Here is a 21147-nt window from a genome sequence, read left to right on the forward strand (position 1 = left end):
CCACGCCGTCGGGCGACGCCTCCCAAAATATGCGCCAGTTCCAGTTGTAATTCATATTCCCCTCGTCTCTTTAGAGAGTCGTCGATTCAGTGCATCGTCCATTCCGGACAGAGTTAAACATTGATACTACTTGCGGTAATCGTCGGTTTAAATTTTTTGTGCAAAGCAGCAATTTCATATCTAAAAATAAAACGGGAGGCGCAAGCCCCCCGTTCAGGTTTTCACTCTGGTGAAATTACTTTGTTTTGTACGCTTCAGGATCGCCGGAGTCAGTCGGCTTGGCAATGGCTGCCTTCAACGGCTCGCTCATCGGGATGTTCAGGTTGATGCCCTTCGGCGGAATCGGCGACTGGAACCACTTGGCATACAGGCGGTTGATTTCACCGGACTTGAACAGCGCGATGACTGCGTCATCCACCGCCTTCTTGAACGCCGGGTCGTCGCGGCGCATCATGATGGCATACGGCTCGACCGACAGGGCTTCGCTGGTGATCGAATAGTCGGCCGGCGACTTGGAGCTGGCTGCCAGGGACGCAAGCAGGATGTCATCCATGGCGAACGCAACCGCGCGGCCGGTTTCGACCATCAGGAACGCTTCTGCATGATCCTTCGCGGTCATGATGTTCATGCCGAGATTACGCTCACCGTTCAGTGAAGTTACTTGCTTGAGGTTGGATGTACCGGATGTCGAAACGAGCGACTTCCCTTTCATGTCATCAAGGCTCTTGATGTTCGATGATTTCTTGGCGAGCAGACGGTTGGCTGTAACGAAGGTAGTCGGCGCGAACGCAACCTGTTTCTGGCGCTCCAGATTATTTGTCGTGGAGCCGCATTCCAGATCAACCGTACCGTTGGCCATCAGCGGAATGCGCGTGGCGGATGTGACCGGATTCATCTTCACGTTGAGCGACGACAGGCCGAGCTGCTTCTGCAGTGCATTGACCACCTTCATGCACAGGTCGATGGAATAACCCTGATAAGACTGCTTGTCGTCCAGATAGGAGAAAGGAATGGAAGAGTCGCGAACGCCGAGCGTGATTCCGCCGGTGTCCTTGATTTTTTTCAGTGTGCCGGTTTCCTGTGCCTGTGCTGTACCGGCAATCGCGCCAGCCGCAACCAAAACCGAAATAAACTTCGAGAATTTCATAACGTCTCCTAAGAAAAATTGTGCAGCCTAGTGTAACAAACCCTTGTTTTAACAGCTTATATAACTACGTGGGGATGTCTGGTTGGTGTCGATCTCCCTCGCTTAGAACGTCCTGCCGGAGTCTATCGTTGACCCTTGCAACTACGCGTTAGTACGTACTGCGTGTGAATCAATCTCCCACTTTGTCAGTTGGAAAACGCAGCATATCCCTCAATAGATGTCCCATCGGCATATTCATATTCAAGCCTTTGGGAGGAATCGGATTCTTGAACCATTTATCGTAGAGCTTATAGATTTCACCGTCATTGACGATTCTGCCCATCTCGCGATCGACGACGGCCTTGAAAGCCGCATCGTCCTTGCGCAGCATGATTGCATAGGGCTCAGCGGAAAGCGCGTCACCGAGCACCGTGAAGTTACCGGGATTTTGTGCATTTGCACGAAGGCCGAATAACAAAACATCGTCCATGGGAAACGCTTCCGCCTGCCCTTTTTCAACCATGCTGAACGACTCGGCGTGATCCCGGCCTTCCACCAGTTTCAGACTCAGTGCTCTCACTTTGTCGCGGTCATTCAGCAGCTTGACGGTGGTCGTGCCTTTGGTGGTGACTACCCGTTTGTCACGGAGATCCGACCAGTTCTTGATGCCCGAATCAGTTCTTACGACCATGCGTGCCGCTGCTACGAAATGAGGGATGGTGAATGCCACTTGCTTGCGGCGCTCGGCATTGTTGGTGGTTGAACCGCATTCAAGATCCGCCTTGCCTTCCATGATCGTAGGAATGCGATTGGATGGCGTCACCGGAACGAATTTGACATTCAATTGGGAGAGCTTCAATTCGCGCTTGATTGCATCGGCCACTTTCAGGCACAAGTCGATTGCATAGCCCACCGGCTTTTTATTGTCGTCCAGGTAGGAGAATGGAATGGATGCTTCGCGGTAAGCGATCGTGACGGTTTGGGTGTCACGAATCGTCGCCAAAGTCTGAGCGGCGTACGACGGAACAAAAAACAATCCCAGTGCGATGAGGAAAGCCGCTCGAATAGATTGTGTTGTAGCGCGCAATATAGCGGGCATAAGGTCTCCGGCTCATGCTGGGTTAATCAAAAGCAATGCCCGTCTACGAGGACATGTTTCTATATAGCAAATTATGTGCCACTCTTGCTATACGTGATAACCACAACTGATGCTTTGTCAGTCGTTTTTATTGTGGAATTTGTTAATGCAGCGGGCTTCGAACGGCCCGCTGCCACTGCTTAGGTGTATTTGCGAGTTCAGATCAGGGATACAAACCGCGCATCTCGCGCGCCTGCAGCACACGGGTACAGGCGACGATAAATGCCGCGGTACGCAACGACACGTTCTTTTCTTCTGCAAGCTGCCATACTGCGGCAAACGCTTCGCGCATGATGCGTGTGAGCCGCAGGTTGATCTCGTCTTCGGTCCAGAAGAAACTTGAAAAATCCTGCACCCATTCAAAGTAGCTGACCGTCACACCGCCTGCATTGGCGATCACATCAGGTACGACCAGCACGCCCTTTTCACGCAGTATGTCGTCTGCCGCCGGCATGGTCGGTCCATTCGCGCCTTCCAGAATAATCTTTGCGCGAATGTTGTTTGCGTTGCTTTCGGTAATTTGCTGTTCCAGTGCCGCAGGCACCAAAATATCGCAGTCCAGTTCCCAAAATCGGGCACGGTCATTCAAGGTCTCAACGCCGGTGAAGCCGGCAACACTACCTGTGGCGTTCACGTGCGCTTGCAGTGCCGGCACATCGATTCCGGCTTCGCTCACGACCGTCGTGATGTGATCCTGCACGGCGATGACCTTGGCACCGGCTTCCGAAAAGAGCCGGGCGGCGATGCCGCCGACATTCCCGAAGCCCTGAATGGCGACTCGAGCACCCTTGATATCGAGGCCCTGTTTGGCCGCAGCTTCGCAGCCGACCACGAACACACCACGACCGGTTGCTTCCCTACGGCCGAGGCTGCCGCCGAGGGAAATCGGTTTGCCGGTAACGACACCGGAGGATGTGCTTCCCTGGTTCATGGAATAGGTGTCCATCATCCACGCCATGATCTGCTCATTGGTATTCACGTCCGGCGCCGGTATATCCTTGTTGGGCCCGATGATGATATTGATTTCGCTGGTATAGCGACGCGTCATTCGCTGGAGTTCGCCCGGCGAAAGGGTTCTCGGGTCGACCCGGATGCCGCCTTTCGCACCGCCATATGGCACGTTGACCGCCGCATTCTTGACTGTCATCCACGCAGACAGCGCCATGACTTCGGACAGCGTCACATCCTGGTGGAAACGCACACCGCCCTTGCCCGGGCCACGCGATGTATTGTGCTGCACACGATAGCCCTCGAAGTGGGCGATCGTTCCGTCATCACGCTCGATGGGAACGTCGACGATCAAGATCCGTTTTGGACGCTTCAAGGTTTCCACCCACCGCGCCAGCGATCCAAGATAAGGGGTGACGCGGTCGATTTGTTCAAGATATACGCCCCACGGGCCGATCTCGTGCTGGGTGAGATAAGAAGGGATTTCATGCTGGATGGACATGCAGTTGCTCCTTGTATTGGCAGCCATGTGATCGGCCACGTTTAATGAACGGCATGCTAGAACAACACCGCTTTACCGATCCAATGCTTTGTTGGCATGCAACTATGCAAAAAAGACATACTTCTTTGTCTATGCGCGCAAACAGAATGCGTACCTTGTGCGGTCTTATCGGTCGGCAAGTAACCGCTAGGACGCAATGATTTCCTTGGATGGCATCGGCTTGCGCTTCCGGGCTTTTGCCTTGGCTTGGGCTTCATTGCGTTGGATCAGATATTCCCAAAGACGTGCGACGATCGGCTTTCCGGGCCGCTGGGAAGTCGGCCGCTCGCGGTAAAGGCGGATTTCCATATGCACTTCCCATTCGGACTGGCCAGCATCCGCGCGGGCCAGCTGCCGCTGCTTGACCTCGCGCGTTACTGCGGACTCGGGCAGGAAAACGATGCCGTGGCCTTCCAGTGCCATCATTTTCAGGCCTTCGGCCATGTCGGTCTCATAGCGCTTCGAAAGATGAAGAGGACGTTTCGCATCGGAGAGGATCAGCTCCACCATGCGCCCCAGGTATGCGTTGCTGGTATAGGAAAGAAACGGCAGCGGCGATTTCGCCGTGCCTGGCAGGAGCAGATCAGGAACACCCGCCTTGCTGCAGCGCGCATACGCGCGCAGCGCTTCGCTGCCGAGGGTGATCATGTCGTACCGGCTTGCATCGAGCTGGACGGGCTGGCGCGGATGGTGATAACACAGCAGCAGGTCGCAACCGCCCTCCACCATGGTCATGACTGCATCGTGAACGTTCAGCGCAATCAGGCGCGTGTTCAGTATGCCGAAACCTGCCTCCAACTCCGTCATCCACTTCGGCATATACGTCAGCGACAGCGTATGCGGCACTGCGAAGTCGACAGTAGCGTGCGCGGTTGGCCGCTTGCCCCGCAACAACGCCCTGGCGTTGTTGATCTGGCCTAGCATCTCGAGTGCCTGTTCATAAAAGACCTCGCCGGCCGGCGTCAGCCTGGTGGGATAGGAAGTGCGATCGATCAGATCGGCGCCGAGCCAGGCTTCCAGCGATTGGATACGGCGCGAAAAGGCGGGCTGGGTCACATGCCGCAGTTCGGCCGAGCGACTGAAGCTACGTGTCTCCGCGAGCGAGATAAAATCTTCCAACCATTTGGTTTCCATATCGCTATGTTAGTAGGTTTTATAACGAAGCAAAACAGCGGTAGCTAAACAGGCCGAAAACGAGTTGGAAGCAGTTTCAAAAATGCTGATTCATATTCGCTAAGCGAGCGCGGAACGCACATCAACGTCATCGGAAGCCGGCGGCGAGCCCGGCGGACTATCCTTTCGAGCCTGCTGCCGCTGCCACATTTGCGCATACACGCCCTCGGCTTCCAGCAACTGTGCATGCGTGCCCCGCTCGACGATCCGACCATGATCGAGCACGAGGATCTGGGCGGCATCCGCGATGGTCGACAATCGGTGGGCAATGACCAGCGCGGTCCTGCTCTTGGCGATCTCCTTGAGCTGCGCCTGTATCGCCTGCTCGGATTTCGAATCAAGCGCGGAAGTCGCTTCGTCAAAAATCAGCAGGGAAGGATTCTTCAACAGGGTTCTTGCAATGGCCACTCGCTGCTTTTCGCCACCGGATAACTTCAGTCCCCGCTCCCCCACCATGGAGGCATAACCGTCCGGCAGGCTTTCGATGAAATCATGGATATAAGCTGCTTTTGCCGCAGCCACGATCTCTTCCTTGGTCGCCCCCGGCTTGCCATAGGCGATGTTGTACTCGATGGTGTCGTTGAACAATACGGTGTCCTGCGGCACGATGCCGATGGCTTTGCGCAAGGACGCCTGGGTGACGTCCCGCAAATCCTGACCGTCGATCGTAATGCTGCCGGAATCAATGTCATAAAACCGGAAAAGCAGGCGGGAAAGCGTCGACTTCCCTGATCCGCTATGTCCGACGACAGCGGTCGTGGTGCCGGCCGGTATCGTGAAGTCGACATCGAACAGGATCTGCCGCTTTGCTTCATAACTGAAGTTCACGTGCGAAAAGCGGACCTCCGCGCCATGGATCGCCAACGGCTTGGCGGTGGGTGCATCGGCTATCTCACGATGCTGATCGAGCAGGGAAAACAGTCTCTCCATATCAGCCATGCTCTGCTTGATTTCCCGGTATATCACGCCCAGAAAGTTCAGCGGAATATACAGCTGGATCATGAAGGCATTTACCAATACCAGATCGCCCAAGGTCATGGTGCCGTCGATGACGCCCTGGGTCGCGCGCCACAAAATCAGGGTGACCGCGGTCGCTATGATCAGCGACTGTCCGGTATTCAGGAATGACAGTGACGTCTGCGATTTGACGGCAGCGGTCTCCCAGCTCTCCAGACTTTTATCGTAGCGCTTCGCTTCGTATTCCTCGTTGCCGAAATACTTGACGGTCTCGTAATTGATCAGCGAGTCGATAGCCTTGATATTCGCTTTTGAATCAAGATCGTTCATCGTGCGGCGGAAGTGCGTACGCCACTCGGTGACCGCGATCGTATAAGCGATATAGATCACCAATGCGGAAATGGCAATGACTGCAAACCATACATCGTAGTTCAGCACAAGGTAGCCAACGACCAGGGTGATTTCAACCAGGGTCGGGAGGATGCTGTACAGCGTATAGGAGACCAGCGAAGAAATGCCCCGCGTGCCGCGCTCGATGTCCCGCGTCATGCCGCCGGTCTGCCGGTTCAGGTGGAAACGCAGGGAAAGGGCATGCAGGTGGCGAAATACTTTGAGTGCAATCGTGCGCACCGCGCTTTGTGTCACTTTGGCGAATACAAATTCACGCAGCTCGGTAAAGAGCGTCGTGCATAGGCGCAATGCGCCGTATGCCACGAGAATCCCTATCGGCAACACCAGCACCGCCTGCGGATCGCCCGGCTTGATTGTCATATGGTCAATGAGCGCCTTGAGAACGAGCGGCACGCCCACATTGGCGAACTTGGCGCCGACAAGGAACAGCAATGCGAGGAACACACGCCACTTGTATTCCCATAAGTAAGGCAACAATGTCTTTAAGGTTGCCCAATCATTCCGCGTGCCTTGGTTGGCGGCGGGTTCGGGCGAGGAAACGGAGTGGCGACGCATGGAGGAATGGGAAAGGAATTTAGAATGGTTTATGCTGTGTCCCGCAGATTGTAGCCCAGGGCCTGTTATTCAACCGTTGCACCGCGAGGCGCGGCAGAATGGCTGCATACCCGGACAGCTACAACGGACACCAGATCAAAATGTGGGAGGAAAAATGACCAATACCAATCAAGGCTGCCTGCCGGACGGCAAAATTCCGCAACTCCGCGTCATGCCGATGCCGGCGGATGCAAATGTCCACGGCGACGTGTTCGGAGGATGGATCATGGCGCAAGTCGACATTGCCGGCTCTCTTCCGGCAGTGCGCCGGTCGAACGGCCGTGTCGCCACGATCGCCGTCAACTCTTTCGTGTTCAAGAATCCGGTCTTTGTCGGCGACCTTCTCTCTTTCTATGCCGACATCGTCAAGGTCGGCAATACATCAATTACCGTGAATGTCGAAGTTTTCGCGGAACGAAACCGACTGCAGGCGGAAACCGTGAAAGTGACGGAAGCCACGTTGACGTATGTCGCCACGGACGAAAATCGCAAGCCGCGTCAGGTGCCACCACTTTCGTCATTGACGACGCAGATCTGACCTTCCGCAGCCGGCCCTCTGTTCGCATCGCCATGCAAACCGCCCTCCATGATTCCTGATCGCAGGTGCTTTCTTCTGCAGACCGGCCGACTGCTGTCCCTGGCGGCGTTAGCCGCTGCCTATCCCGGTGCTGCGCTGGCACGCACCAGCGCCTATCCGTTCGGTCTTGGCGTGGCGTCCGGCTCGCCACGGGCCAACAGCGTCGTGCTGTGGACCCGCATCCTTTCCGATCCACTGAATGCGGAATCCGTGAAAGAGGCACCGTTATTATTGCGATGGGAAATCGCGGAAGATGAAGCTTTCAAGCGGATCGTCGCCGATGGCGCCACGACCGCGTTGCATGAACTGGCACACAGCGTCCATGTCGACGTGTCGGGCTTGCGTCCGGACCGATGGTATTGGTATCGCTTCATGCTGGGTGATGCAGTCAGCCCGATTGGACGCACCCGCACCACACCTGCGGCGGATGCTCTTCCCACCCGCATGCGATTTGCCGTCGCGTCCTGCCAGCACTGGGATTTCGGCCACTACGCCGCGCATCGCCATATCGCTGCCGAGGCGCCTGATCTGGTCGCTTTCCTCGGGGACTATATCTATGAACGCGGCCGATACGATCTCCAGCACCCCGATTCGCCCAGCGGCCGCGGTGATGAAACCATCACGCTGAAGGACTACCGGGCCCGCTACGCGCAATACAAATCCGACCTTCATTTGCAGGCCGCGCACCATGCAGCGCCATGGATCGTGACATGGGATGACCATGAAGTAGCCAATGATTACGCGAATGACCGGGACGAACGCCTCGACGACAACTTCATGGCGCGTCGGGCTGCCGCCTACCAGGCGTTTTACGAGCACATGCCCATCAGATTGACACCACGCCCGGCCGGCGCCCATGATTTCACGGGCTTGCGCATTTACGATTGCGTGAAATGGGGCCGACTGGCGCAATTTCATCTGCTCGACAATCGGCAATACCGCGACTACCAGGCCTGCCAACGTCCTGGCAGAGGAGGATCGAATATCGTCACGGCGCGTTGCTCGGATCGGCTTGCGCCGACGCGCTCCTTGCTGGGGCCCGACCAGGAGTCGTGGCTGGCGAACGAATTTGCGCGTTCCAAGGCCCGATGGAACCTGTTGGCGCAGCAAACCTTGATGGCGCAATCAATGAGCGTGCCGCCTGCACAATCCCGGGATGAGGATCGCTTTTGGAATGACGGCTGGGACGGCTATCCCGCTTCCCGCGACAGGCTCCTGAACAACATGACGAAACATCGCCTGGCCAATCCGATGGTGCTTTCCGGCGACGTACACACGTTTTATGCGGCTGATCTGAGGCAGGATTTCAGCCGACCGGTCTCCGACGACAATCCGATTGTCGCTACAGAATTCTGCGGAACGTCGATCACCTCCCGCTCACGCGCACAGTCGATCACGGACCAGATCGTCGCCAACAATCCGCATTTGCACTACGGCCGCAGCGACCGGCGCGGTTTTATGATGATGGACATGACGCCGGTCTCCTCCACGGCTCGCTTTCAGGCATTGGACGATGTGGCGCGGGAAGACTCCGGGGTATCGACGCTGGCCTCTTTCCTGGTTGAAAACGGTCGGACCGGCGCCATCCGCACCGGCTGATGACGATACAAGATTTGGGTCTTGATAAAAAAACCGCCTGACACTGCAGGCGGTTTTTTATCGGACATTGAATTACGCGGCCTTCTTTTCGTCTCGCAATTCGCGCCGCAATATCTTGCCGACATTGGTTTTCGGCAGGTCATCACGAAACTCGATGTATTTCGGCTTCTTGTAAGCAGTGAACTGTTCCTTGCAATAATCCATCAACTGCTCGGCAGTCAACGAAGGATCCTTGCGTACCACGAACAGCTTTACCGCTTCGCCGGAATTGCTGTCCGGTACGCCGATGCAGGCACATTCCAGCACCCCGGGATGTGCCGCAACCACGCCTTCGATTTCATTAGGATAAACATTGAAGCCCGAGACCAGGATCATGTCTTTCTTGCGGTCGACGATCTTGACGAAACCACGTGCGTCCATCACGCCGACATCGCCCGATTTGAAGAAGCCATCCGGCGTCATGACTTTTGCAGTTTCGTCAGGGCGGTTCCAATAGCCCGCCATCACCTGGGGACCGCGAATCGCGATTTCACCAGGCTCGCCAAGTGCCACTGGCTTGCCGTCATCATCCAGGATGGCGATTTCCGTCGACGGAATCGGCAGTCCGATGGTGCCAGAGAATTCGTTCACATCACCCGGATTGCAGGTCGCAACTGGAGCAGTCTCGGACAATCCGTATCCTTCGATGATCGGGCAACCGGTAATCTTGAGCCATTTGTCGTTGACGGCTTTTTGCACCGCCATGCCGCCGCCGTTGCAGATCTTGAGCGCCGAGAAATCAAGCTTGCTGAAATCCGGATGGTTGACCAGGCCGTTGTACAGCGTGTTGACCGCCGGCAGCATGTTGACTTTGTATTTACCCAATTCCTTGATGAAGCCAGGAATATCCCGTGGATTCGGGATAAGGATATTCATTCCGCCGAGACGCGTGCCCAACAGGCAGCAGGCGGTCAACGCGAAGATATGGTAAAGAGGCAGTGCGCAGACGATGGTCAGCGCCTCGACTTTCGGCTCTTTCTGCAAGGAGGGCTGTGCCCAGGCCTCGTTCTGCAGAACGTTCGCAATCACATTGCGATGTGTCAGCGTAGCGCCTTTTGATACGCCGGTGGTGCCGCCCGTGTACTGGAGGAACGCGACATCGTCATGCCCGAGTTCGACCGGCTTCAATGTCATCCCGGCGCCTTCCGACAATGCGCGCTTGAAACGCACTGCATTCGGCAGCGAGAATGCCGGAACCATTTTCTTCACATTGCGCACGACGAAATTAACGATCGTGCCTTTCAGGCCGCCCAGCATTTCACCCATGCTGGCGACGACGACATGCTTGACCTTGGTCTTGGCAATGACCTGTTCCAGCGTCGTCGCAAAGTTTTCGAGAATGATGATCGCTTCGGCTCCGGAATCGTTGAGCTGATGCTCCAATTCACGAGGCGTGTAAAGCGGATTGACGTTCACTACTGTGTAGCCGGCGCGCAGGACGGCGGCGATCGCGACCGGATACTGCAACACGTTCGGCATCATCAATGCGACGCGGGCGCCTTTCTTGAGCCCCTTGCTTTGCAACCAGGCGCCGAGCTTCTTGGAAAGCGTATCGACCTCCCCGTAGGTCATGTACTTGTCCATGCATACGTACGCATTGCGCGCGGCATATTTCTTGAATGACTCTTCCAGCAGGTGGACGAGCGATCGATACTGGGTGTAATCGATTTCTGCCGGTACGCCTTGTGGATACGACTTAAGCCAAAATTTGTCCATTGTCTACCTCTCGCTTTGATTTTTTCTAAGTGTGTTAAGAACGTCTAACAAAATGTGGGAATGACGGCGGAATAATATTCTGATAAGCACCCCGTCGAGGTAGTGCCTTTTTATCACGCGGACGCCATTTTGTTAGAAGCTTTAGGGATAAGCGAACACCTGGTTCATTTTTATCAACGTAGATGCTATCGGGCAGTGCACTTGTGTGCAAGTGATTTGAACGCTATCTGAAGATTTCTTCTAGCGCGCAGGCACTTATTGCAGCGCAACAATAAGTGCCTGTACAGAGACTTTTGGTGTGGTGAATTGAGTGACTGCGGGATCGAATGTGCCTGGTCCCGTCAACGGGACAGTCGGGCTTCTACGCTTTCGGTTGCCATCTGGTGGGATTTTGCCAGACCGGCAAGCTGTTCGTGGCGCCGCTCCTTGTCGAGAGACGACAGGCTGCGAACGGCAGCATAAAACTTATCAAGGCTTTTTTCCCTGGCCAGCAATGCCCGGAAGCCGGGAACGAGGTCGTGATATGTGGAAATTGCCGAGAGGTGCGCATTGGATAACGGCTCCGCAAACCAGCGATCGTATCCGCCATAACCGCCCCACTGTGCCTTCAACACTTGATACTGCTCCTTGAGGCTTTCGAATATCGCTGCTTTTCTCTTCCGCTTTTCGTGGTCATCGACATCGCGGGCGTAGTTCTCTTCAAGATCGTCCCGACATTTCGTCAGCAACGCCAGAAAACCTTCCTTGCGGCGCTGATAATCCCGGTAGGAATTCCGCATTTTTTCATCGCCGTATTTCGCCAGCCATCGCTCGACACCGACCTCCTCGACCGCGACCGCGAATGCCTCGTTGAACCGGGTATCACCTTGCGCATAGACCACCTGGTGCGCCAGTTCATGGAACACCAATCGGGCCAACTCCCCCTCCGGATACCTGATGAAGGTCGAAAGCACCGGGTCGTTGAAAAATCCGAGCGTTGAATAGGCGGGCACACCACCTACCTGAACATCGTAGCGCTGGGCCCGCAGCTCGGCAGCATACGCCATCGCGTCTTCCTTGCTGTAGTAGCCGCGGTAATTCACGCATCCGGCCACAGGAAAGCACCACTTCATTGGCTTCAGGGAGAATTCTTCGGTCGCCACCACGTTCCACAAGACGTAAGGCCTCTTCAGGTCTGCGTAGCTCTTGTAGCTTTCATTGTCCGGCAGCGCGAGCTCGCGCGCAGCGAAGCGCCGGATTTCCTGTACCTTGGCGAGCTTGTCCTTGAGGGTGCCGCTGACTTCCGGATCGGACAGCCATTCATCAATCGGCTTTGCTTCTGCAAGCAGCGAAAACTGCCCGTGTGCCGCCTGCACGTAATACCCCAGATGAGAGCAGCCGACGATCAATGCCGTCAAGCCGCTGAATGCCAACACCCGCCACTTCTTTTTCATGTCAACCTTATGTCCCATTCATACTGTGCCTCTCGGCGTAGCAGGAGTACGAGGTGGTTTCGGCAAGCTGTCAAAGCATGATGAAGAACAAGCACAGCACCACTGCAGCGGCCTCCTGATCGGCGAGTTGCCGCGGACATTCAACCGCATGGCTATGATGCGACAACATGAGAGATACGTTGTCGCACGCTCTTAGCGTTTTACCTTTTCCACTTCTACCAGCACGTCATAAAAAGTAGGCGATTTCCCCATATCGGTGAGCCGCTGACTTGTCACTTCATTGACGTTCTTGCCATCGGCGGAAAACTTCTTCCACCAGATGGACAAGCCGACAACCAATCCCTGACGCGCCTTGTCGGTCACTCTCGCTTTCGCCTCGAATGAGCCGCGGTCGTTATGGATGCGTACCCGGTCACCATTCTCGATGCTGCGTTGGGCAGCGTCAATAGGATGAATGTCAAGATGCGGCTCTCCTTCCGTACTGCGCAAACTCTGCACGTTGACGAAAGTGGAATTGAGGAAGTTTCGCGCAGGCGGAGAGATCATGGCGAGCGGATAGCGCTTTGCCAACGTCGGGTTGCTGGCCACCGATTCGTAGGGAGGAATATATGTAGGCAATGGATCGAGCCCGTCGAGCTTCATGGCCTCTGAATAAAACTCGCATTTGCCGGACGGAGTGGGAAAGCCGCCATGGGCAAACGGAGCATCGGGCGCATTGAGTTTTTGCCAGCCCCGCTGTTTCAGCGCATCCCAATCGAAGTGGATTGCCCGCGAATCATTCTTGTTGAATGCAACGCTGGCGATTGCATCGTCACTGTCGCCAAAGCAAGGATTATCAAATCCCATTCGTCTGGCGAGCAACCGGAAGATCTCCGTATTCGGCTTTGCTTCACCCATCGGCGCGATCGCTGCATTGTTTGCCATCATGTAGGTATGACCATACGCGGCATGGACGTCCACGTGCTCCAACTGCGTCGTTGCCGGCAGCAGGATATCGGCATAGTCGGCGGTATCGGTTTGAAAGTGCTCCAGCACGACGGTGAACAGATCATCACGGGCGAAGCCCTGGGCCACCTTTGACGACTCGGGCGCCACGGCGACAGGATTGGCGTTATAGACGATCACCGCTTCGATTTTCGGTCCGAACTCCGGCGAGGCTTCGCGCAGCAAATCGTCGCCGATGGTGCTCATGTTGATCGTGCGCGGCCTGGCGCCCGCAGGCAGCAAGTCCTGGCGCTGCAAGGCAGCGACATTCCGCGGGAACGTGTCCGAGGAAGACAACTGGATGCCACCGGCTGCATGACGCCAGGCACCGACCATTGCGGGCAGGCAGGCAATATTGCGAACCGACATGCCGCCGCCATGCACGCGTTGAATGCCGTAATTGACACGAATGGCAACCGGCTCTCCTCTGCGCGCGGTTGCGCCATAGTCACGCGCCAGCTGCACCACCTCGTCGACAGTGATTCCGCATGTCTCGGCTGTACGCTGCGGTGTCCATTCAGTGACGCGTTGCGCGAGTTGATCGAACCCTATTGTATGGCGTGCAATATAGTCCCGGTCCAGGAGCTCTTCCCGGATCAGCACATGCATCATTCCAAGCGCCAGGGCTGCGTCGGTGCCGGGCAACAACGCAATATGCTGATGGCACTTTTCGGCAGTCAGCGAGCGATAGGGATCGATGGCAATCAATTTGGCGCCATTGCGCTTTGCTTCCTGGGCGCGCATCCAGAAATGCAGGTTGGACGCAATCGGATTGCCTCCCCATATCAGGATCAGCTTCGCTGACTGGAATTGCTCGAGATCGGTACCGATACGCGCGCCGATCGTGTATCGATAGCCGACGCCGCCAGCCATACTGCAGATCGTACGGTCAAGGAACGACGCGCCCAGCTTATGGAAGAACCGTGCCGCCATCGACTCTCCCTGCACCATCCCCATGGTGCCTGCATAGCTATAGGGCAAAATCGATTCGGGATGGCTTGCTGCGGCTGTCTTTAATCGTGCGGCAATGGTATCCAGTGCTTCGTCCCAATCGATGCGGGTGAATTTTCCTTCGCCCTTTCTGCCTACCCGCTTCATCGGATGAAGCAAACGATCCTGGTGGTATGTGCGCTCAGCGTAGCGCGAGACTTTGGTGCAGAGTACCCCGGCTGTAGTAGGATGGTCGGGATCACCTCGTACTTCCGTGGCAACGCCGTCCTGCACAGTGACGAGCAACGCACAAGTATCAGGGCAGTCATGGGGGCACGTGGCGCGGACAATTGAAGTGGTCATAAAATGCTCTGGAATCGGTATAAGCAGCAGCATACTGTACCGCATCCAAGTACGCGAGCAACGCTCCGTCAGTGCATTCGAAGCAGGATGGTTATAGCGACCTGCACGGCGGAGACGTCCATATGCAGTACAAAATATGAATACAGGAAACATTAACCATGCTGTCTTTCACAATGCAGCACGGAGATAACTATGCATCTAATCGACCCGATCGTTGAACTTGCCTCCGAACTTCAGCAAATCCGCAGGGATATCCATGCGCACCCCGAGTTGTGCTTTGAGGAGCACCGAACCGCCGATGTCGTCGCCCGCAAACTTGCCGAATGGGGCATTCCGGTAATCCGCGGCCTTGGCGTAACCGGTTTGGTAGGCGTGATCAGGAAGGGGCGCAGCGATCGTGCCATCGGCTTGCGCGCCGACATGGATGCTTTGCCGGTACAGGAAATCAACACCTTTCCCCATGCATCCAGACATGAGGGAAAGATGCACGCCTGTGGACATGATGGCCATACCGCCATGCTTTTAGGTGCTGCGCGGCATCTTTCCACACACGGCAATTTCGACGGCACAGTCTATGTCATCTTTCAGCCGGCCGAAGAAGGCGGCGGCGGCGCCCGCCGGATGATGGACGATGGCTTGTTCGAGAAATGTCCAATGGACGCGGTATTCGGCATGCACAACTGGCCCGGCGCTGCGGTCGGCACCTTCGGCGTCACACCCGGACCGATGATGGCCTCATCGAATGAATTCGAAGTAACGATCAAGGGCAAGGGAGCACATGCGGCGCAACCGCATAAGGGCATCGACCCGATCATGATTGCCATCCAGATTGCGCAAAGCTGGCAGACCATCATCACGCGCAACAAGAGCCCGATCGATGCCGGCGTGCTGTCGATCACACAAATCCACGCCGGCAGTGCGACCAATATCATCCCCGATGAAGCGACGCTGATCGGCACAGTGCGCACCTTCACCACCGAAGTGCTCGACCTGATCGAGACACGCATGCGCGCGATTGCCCAACATACCGCAGCTGCATTCGATGCGAACGTCGACTTCCGGTTCAAGCGCAACTATCCCCCGCTGATCAACCATGCGGAGGAAGCGGCGTTCGCGGCAGAGGTGATGAAAGGTATCGTCGGTGAAACGAATGTGAATGCCGCGGTGGAACCCACCATGGGGGCTGAAGACTTCGCCTTCATGCTGCAGGAAAAGCGCGGCTGCTATGTTTTCATCGGAAATGGCGAGGGCGCTCATCGCGCCGCCGGTCATGGCCTGGGGCCATGCAATCTGCACAATCCCAGCTACGACTTCAACGATGAATTGCTGCCCATCGGCGCGACCTACTGGGTAAGACTGGCCGAAGCCTATTTGCGGCAATAGCAAGGCGATTTACCACCGGGGGAAGCAGCATGAATACGTTGGCCAACATTGTGATCGGTCTGATTGCGGTACTGCACATCTGGATACTGGTATTGGAAATGTTTTTATGGACCCATCCGGTAGGCCGCAAAGCGTTCGGGACGACCGCACAAATAGCGCAAGATTCGAAGGTGTTGGCCGCCAATCAGGGCTTGTATAACGGCTTCCTGGCCGCCGGCCTGCTTTGGGGTCTTTTGAGCGGCGACTGGCCGGTAAAGGTCTTTTTCACAGCCTGCGTGCTGGTTGCAGGCCTGTACGGTGGCATGACGGCGAAGCGTTCCATTTTGCTGATCCAGGCCTTGCCGGCATTGATTGCATTGGCGCTGCTGTTCGCGGCACGATCTTCAATATAGCCTGGGCGCCCTCAATCCCTGTTCTCCCGCAGCCGGATATCGCCGTACCATGCCTCGACCGATTCGCCGGTGTTGTCGGTATCGGTCAGCACACCGATTCGAATCAGCTTGCCGGGTTTTTCACCGAATGCCTTCTCGAAATCCTCTACAACGTTACGGCTGAACTCATGCCACTCGCCGATTCCGCTGGAACCGCTTGCAGCCGCAACCATCTGCACCCGGTTGGTTCGGGCATTTGGAATGATTGTCCCGACCGGCGCCTTGTTTTCCCAGATGTATATCAGGGTTGCGTAAGGAAACTCCTGTCCAGTCAGCGTTCTGGCGGTCTCGAAGACGATCTGGTCTGCAAACGGTAGATTATCCTTATCGCCATCGAATCCAAGAATAATGCGAACCGGCGAATCTTCAGTGGATCGCTCGAAATTATCGGCGCCTCGAATGAGGTTGGAAATCTTCCATCGCCATGTGATCCAAGGCTGTTCCGAAAGATCAATATCGACATCCCGCATCAGGCCGGACGATGCGCTCTCCGCATGGGCGTGCAGGACAGTTTCTTTTTGCTTGGTTACCAGTTGATAGCTGGTCGGCTTTTTGGTGCGCAAAACGACGAGCGGCTTCCAGCCGTCTGGCAAACCGCCGGCCTTACTTGACGAAAAAAGGATAGACGAGGTATTCGACGGCGCAGGCGTGCCCGACTTCTCGGCAATGATTGTCTTCGGCTGCAACGCGCATCCGCTCAATGCAAACAGCAAGCCTGACAAGACAATCAATCGTTTCATGGTTTTTTTGTCAACGAGTATAGCAGGAGGTACCTGTCGGACCTAGTTCTTGCCGGCATGCTCATTTGTGCCTTTCGCGCCTTGCCGAACCAGCGGAGATGCCCGAATTGTATAGTGTGTTGCGTTAGATTCATCATCTGTGCGTACCGACTCCAGCGGTTCTGGTACAAACTGCCAATGGATTTGATGGTATTTCGCAACAGCTTCCCGATGCGCGATACTGACGATCGCAGCGTCAGGCAATTCTTTTATGACCAATTCGTAGAGTGCGTCTTCCGTCGCGCCATCGAGTGCACTTGTCGCTTCGTCAAGAAACAGTATTTCCGGACGGCTAAGCAGCACTCGAACAAACGCCAATCGCTGCTGCTCTCCTGGAGACAGGCGTTGGCTCCAGTTGTCCGGCAAATCGAGCTTGTCTTTCAGATGTGGCAATCTGCACAGGTCCAGGTAATGCCGCATCGCCAAGTCCTTGTAGGCGCTCTGAGGTGCCGGATAAGCTATCGCTTCCCGCAATGTGCCGATCGGCAGATAACCCCGCTGCGGCAGGAACAGAATTCTGGCGTTTTTCGGAATTTCAACACTACCGGCGCCGTAAGGCCAGATGTCGGCTATTGACCGGAATAGTGTTGACTTGCCGCATCCCGACGGGCCGCTGACCAGGATATGCTGGCCGATATGTATTTCAGCCGTAAGTGGCTTGGTCAGAGTATGTCCATTCGGCAAACGCAGAGTCACCTTGTCGATCAGGATCGCGCCCACATTATTGCGGCTCACTGCTATTCCCGATTTCTGGCGGCGTGCCTGGTTGACCGCGGCATGAAATCCAGCCAGGCGGTTGACGCTTGCCTTCCAGATGGCCAAGGCACTGAATGCATTGATGAACCATGACAAGGCGTCCTGCACCTGACCGAACGCAGAGCCGATTTGCATGAGCCCGCCAAGCGTGATTGCTCCGGAAAAATATCTAGGCGCCCCCACCAGGAAAGGGAAAATGGTGGCAAATTGCGCGTAAAAAGTAGACGCGATGTTGAGGCGTTTGGTGGTGATCATGATGTTCCACCAGTTGGCCCGAATGCGCTCGAACCGAGTCGCAAGCTGGGTATGCTCCTGCGACTCCCCACGGTACAGTGCAACCGCCTCCGCATTTTCCCGGATGCGAATCAGCCCGAACCGGAAATCCGCCTCAAACCGTTGCTGATGGAATTCCTGTTCTACCAGTGGCCTGCCTATCCACCATACAAGCAATGAGCCAATTCCGGCATACGCGATTGCAAACCACACCATGTATCCCGGAACAGTCCATTCCCGGCCGCCGACCATCAGTGCCAGCGGCCCGCTCACTGACCATAAGATGCCGATGAACGATACCAGCGTGACCACACTCGACAGCAGGCCGAGCGACAGCGAGAGCGAACCATTGGTCAGCAAGCGCAGGTCCTCGGCAATGCGCTGGTCGGGGTTGTCGGCGCTGCGCGTTTGCTCGATGCGATAGTAAGCCTGGTTCGCCAGCCACTCGTCCATGTATTGACGGGTAAGCCATGTGCGCCATCGGATTTCCAGGGCCTGCGTCAGGTAAATGCGATAGATCGCAACCGCAATGTAGATGAATGCCAGGTAGGAAAAGCGCCAGAGCTGATTCTTGAACGCTTCGAAGTTTTTTTTCTCAAGCGCGTTGTAAAAGTCGCGATTCCAGTCGTTGAATTGAACGTTGAGATACACCATTCCCAAGGCGAGCGCGACAACCGTGACAAGCAACCCGCGCGCAGTCCACTTTTCCTCCGAACTCCAGTAGGGCTTGATAAGGCGCCAGACGGCGCGCCAATTGGTGTGCTCTGAAGACAGGCTTTTCATAGTGACTTGCTTGACGCCGGGATTGTTGGGATCAGAAAAGCCGATATCCTACGCGATGCCCAGGTTGTCGCGTGAATCTGCCAGTGCAGCTTTGTTTTCGGCGTCCGGTCGTCCATGCCTGGAGGCATACGATGGGCGGATTTATCTACCGTGATGCTACCCGAACAGATTCCTGGTGCTTTTCCGGTATATGCCTGCCGCATGCATGTCTATTTTCTTTGATCGAAATGAAAGGACATGCTGACTGCCGAAAAGTCGAAATGTTGTTTACTGCATAATAGGCTTTCAATGCACTCATTCTCGTGATGCGATCATGGCTGATTTCGATGTGTTGTACGACAAGCCCATGCTGCTTGGGGAAAGCCCTTTCTGGCATGAGAAGGAGTCATCGCTGTACTGGATCGACATCACGGACAAAATGGTTCACCGGCATACCTTGGCTAATGACCGGCATTCTTCTTGGCCCCTGCCATCCGAACCGGGCTGTATCGCACGCTGTGAAACCGGCGGTCTTCTGGTCGCTATGCGGTCCGGTCTTGCTCTGCTTGACACCGACTCCGGTGCGCTGACACACATTGCGAATGCACCGTATGACACGAGCAAAATGCGTTTCAATGACGGTCGTTGCGATGGAATGGGCAGGCTATGGGCAGGCACACTGTATGAACCGAAGGACCAGCCATTGGCTTCGCTTTATTGCGTGGAACGAAGCGATGTCCGACATGTAGGCAACCCGGTTACCGTCTCGAATGGCGTGGCGTTCAGCATCGACCAGCGTACGCTTTATCAAGCTGACACAACAGCGCACCGCATCACGGCGTACGATTTTGATCTGGAGAGCGGCGTAGTCGGGCACGGTAGGCTTTTCAAACAGTTTTCTACGGATAAGTCGCATGATTATGGCGGGAGGCCAGACGGTGCGGCGGTTGACAGTGAGGATTGCTATTGGTGTGCGATGTACGAAGGTGGGCAGTTGATCCGATTTTCACCCAAGGGAGAAATCTTGCAGCAGATTCGGCTGCCGGTTAAATGCCCGACCATGCTCGCCTTTGGTGGCGACGATCTATGTACCGTCTATGTCACTAGCGCTCGTCACAATCGCTCGGAGCAGGAATTAAAGGATTACCCCCTTTCGGGTCATATACTTTCGTTCCGAACCGATGTGCCCGGAATGCCGGAGCCTGCGTACATGCCTTAATCGTATGGCGTCTTCGATCCATGCATTGCACGCTCGATGATCCGATATTTTTTTGAATTTGTGGTAACGCCGATTATCAATGTTCGAAGAAAACTTATTACAACACTCAACGGGGATTGCATGAAGACAAATACGCTTCTGTACAGAACTATTGGCTTAGGCGTTCTCTTCGGTGCGTTAAATTTCCCTGCGCAAGCCGTCGATTCTGTATCAGCAGAATTCGGCTCTGGCGATAAGACAAAAATGCTGCGTGCCGCAGCCCAATGGAAGTGGGAAAAACAATGGTGGAAATCCAACGGCACCCACATTGGGGGATATTGGAACTTGGATCTTGCGCATTGGAGGGGTAACAAGTATCAGAACATTGAAGGCAGGAAGCAGAATCTTTTCGCCATAGGGCTTACACCCGTGTTCCGGTTTCAACGAGATAGCCGTAAAGGCCCGTACGCTGAACTTGGTATCGGAGGCTATTTTCTCTCGGAGTTATACGATAACAACGATCAAAAGCTGTCCACACGACTTCAGTTTGGTGATCATCTGGGAGCTGGCTACGTGTTTCAAAATGGCGTGGATATCAGCCTAAAGTTTCAGCATTTTTCAAATGGTGGATTCAAAAAGCCAAATAGCGGCGTGGACTTTCTGATTTTTCAGGCACGCTACCCACTAGATTGAATTCAACATCAGTCAGCTTTGAATTTGACGCTAGTCGGCTGCACGAATAGCGACAGCTACGTCAGCATCCATCTTCCGTTACGGAGCATCTATGAGTGGACTTTTCAGACGTTTTGCCTTTTTTAGAAGCGCTTCGTTACCTGGCGTTGCCTTAAGGGTACCAGTGGTGCCGTAGCGGTTGCCGGTGTGTAGACTGTCCTGCGGCGCAGTCGGCCCTGCCTGGGGTGCGTTCGTGCATCGTTGCGCGATGCTGTGGCGCGGCGAGCTGTGGAAGCTGCGGCGGTGTCCTGCGTGGCGCTGGCGTGGGGATGGGGCTTGCCGAAGCGGAGCGCTGCGTGCAGCG

The 21147-nt window shown here is 55.4% G+C and carries 17 protein-coding genes; 6 read left to right on the top strand and 11 right to left on the bottom strand.

Annotated features, from left to right (window positions below; translation table 11 throughout):
* Positions 1-235: 235 nt before the first annotated feature.
* The 5 genes from V7080_RS09815 to V7080_RS09835 form a co-directional block, all read right to left on the bottom strand.
* On the bottom strand, positions 236-1147 hold the full coding sequence (locus tag V7080_RS09815) for a transporter substrate-binding domain-containing protein (RefSeq protein WP_334188213.1): 912 nt from the start codon (positions 1145-1147) through the stop codon (positions 236-238).
* A 169-nt stretch (positions 1148-1316) separates the two neighbouring features.
* Positions 1317-2225, bottom strand: a complete 909-nt coding sequence (locus V7080_RS09820) for an amino acid ABC transporter substrate-binding protein (protein ID WP_334188214.1) — start codon at positions 2223-2225, stop codon at positions 1317-1319.
* 202 nt (positions 2226-2427) lie between these two features.
* Complete coding sequence (locus tag V7080_RS09825; RefSeq protein ID WP_334188215.1) at positions 2428-3714, bottom strand: Glu/Leu/Phe/Val family dehydrogenase; 1287 nt, start codon at positions 3712-3714, stop codon at positions 2428-2430.
* 186 nt (positions 3715-3900) lie between these two features.
* Positions 3901-4887: a LysR family transcriptional regulator gene (locus V7080_RS09830; RefSeq protein WP_334188216.1), complete on the bottom strand. Its 987-nt coding sequence runs from the start codon at positions 4885-4887 to the stop codon at positions 3901-3903.
* Positions 4888-4986: 99 nt separating this feature from the next.
* The gene (locus V7080_RS09835) at positions 4987-6849 is read right to left on the bottom strand and encodes an ABCB family ABC transporter ATP-binding protein/permease (protein WP_334188217.1); all 1863 of its coding nucleotides are present in this window, start codon (positions 6847-6849) and stop codon (positions 4987-4989) included.
* Between the two features lie 154 nt (positions 6850-7003).
* Between V7080_RS09835 and V7080_RS09840 the strand changes: the two genes are divergently transcribed.
* Together V7080_RS09840 and V7080_RS09845 are read left to right on the top strand one after the other, a co-directional pair.
* Entirely contained in the window at positions 7004-7426 is a 423-nt protein-coding gene (locus V7080_RS09840; RefSeq protein WP_334188229.1) for an acyl-CoA thioesterase, read from the top strand.
* Positions 7427-7474: 48 nt separating this feature from the next.
* The gene (locus V7080_RS09845) at positions 7475-9064 is read left to right on the top strand and encodes an alkaline phosphatase D family protein (protein ID WP_334188218.1); all 1590 of its coding nucleotides are present in this window, start codon (positions 7475-7477) and stop codon (positions 9062-9064) included.
* Positions 9065-9136: 72 nt separating this feature from the next.
* On the opposite strand, the gene V7080_RS09850 is transcribed toward V7080_RS09845, so the two are convergent.
* The 3 genes from V7080_RS09850 to V7080_RS09860 all read right to left on the bottom strand — a co-directional run bounded on the left by V7080_RS09850 (position 9137) and on the right by V7080_RS09860 (position 14529).
* Positions 9137-10819 (bottom strand): long-chain fatty acid--CoA ligase, encoded by a 1683-nt coding sequence (locus V7080_RS09850; RefSeq protein ID WP_334188219.1) that lies wholly within the window; start codon positions 10817-10819, stop codon positions 9137-9139.
* Positions 10820-11160: 341 nt separating this feature from the next.
* The gene (locus V7080_RS09855) at positions 11161-12252 is read right to left on the bottom strand and encodes an aminopeptidase (protein WP_334188220.1); all 1092 of its coding nucleotides are present in this window, start codon (positions 12250-12252) and stop codon (positions 11161-11163) included.
* A 192-nt stretch (positions 12253-12444) separates the two neighbouring features.
* Positions 12445-14529, bottom strand: coding sequence for a molybdopterin-containing oxidoreductase family protein (locus tag V7080_RS09860; RefSeq protein ID WP_334188221.1), 2085 nt, complete (start codon positions 14527-14529; stop codon positions 12445-12447).
* A gap of 192 nt (positions 14530-14721) precedes the next feature.
* Between V7080_RS09860 and V7080_RS09865 the strand changes: the two genes are divergently transcribed.
* Positions 14722-15912 carry a M20 aminoacylase family protein gene (locus tag V7080_RS09865; protein ID WP_334188222.1) on the top strand — a complete coding sequence of 397 codons (1191 nt, stop codon included), beginning with the start codon at positions 14722-14724 and terminating at the stop codon, positions 15910-15912.
* A gap of 29 nt (positions 15913-15941) precedes the next feature.
* Complete coding sequence (locus V7080_RS09870; RefSeq protein WP_334188223.1) at positions 15942-16304, top strand: DUF1304 domain-containing protein; 363 nt, start codon at positions 15942-15944, stop codon at positions 16302-16304.
* 11 nt (positions 16305-16315) lie between these two features.
* Here the strand turns inward: V7080_RS09870 and V7080_RS09875 are convergent, their stop codons facing one another.
* Positions 16316-17083, bottom strand: a complete 768-nt coding sequence (locus V7080_RS09875) for a DUF3047 domain-containing protein (RefSeq protein WP_334188224.1) — start codon at positions 17081-17083, stop codon at positions 16316-16318.
* A 42-nt stretch (positions 17084-17125) separates the two neighbouring features.
* Positions 17126-18934, bottom strand: a complete 1809-nt coding sequence (locus V7080_RS09880; protein WP_334188225.1) for an ABC transporter ATP-binding protein/permease — start codon at positions 18932-18934, stop codon at positions 17126-17128.
* Positions 18935-19247: 313 nt separating this feature from the next.
* Here V7080_RS09880 and V7080_RS09885 point away from each other — a divergent pair, with 313 nt between their 5' ends.
* Entirely contained in the window at positions 19248-20132 is an 885-nt protein-coding gene (locus V7080_RS09885) for an SMP-30/gluconolactonase/LRE family protein (protein WP_334188226.1), read from the top strand.
* A gap of 120 nt (positions 20133-20252) precedes the next feature.
* Positions 20253-20804, top strand: coding sequence for an acyloxyacyl hydrolase (locus tag V7080_RS09890; protein WP_334188227.1), 552 nt, complete (start codon positions 20253-20255; stop codon positions 20802-20804).
* 122 nt (positions 20805-20926) lie between these two features.
* Here the strand turns inward: V7080_RS09890 and V7080_RS09895 are convergent.
* Positions 20927-21147: hypothetical protein (locus tag V7080_RS09895; RefSeq protein WP_334188228.1), on the bottom strand; the 221-nt coding region annotated here is incomplete at its 5' end.

The sequence above is a fragment of the Noviherbaspirillum sp. genome, assembly GCF_036846085.1.
Lineage (GTDB): Bacteria > Pseudomonadota > Gammaproteobacteria > Burkholderiales > Burkholderiaceae_D > Noviherbaspirillum.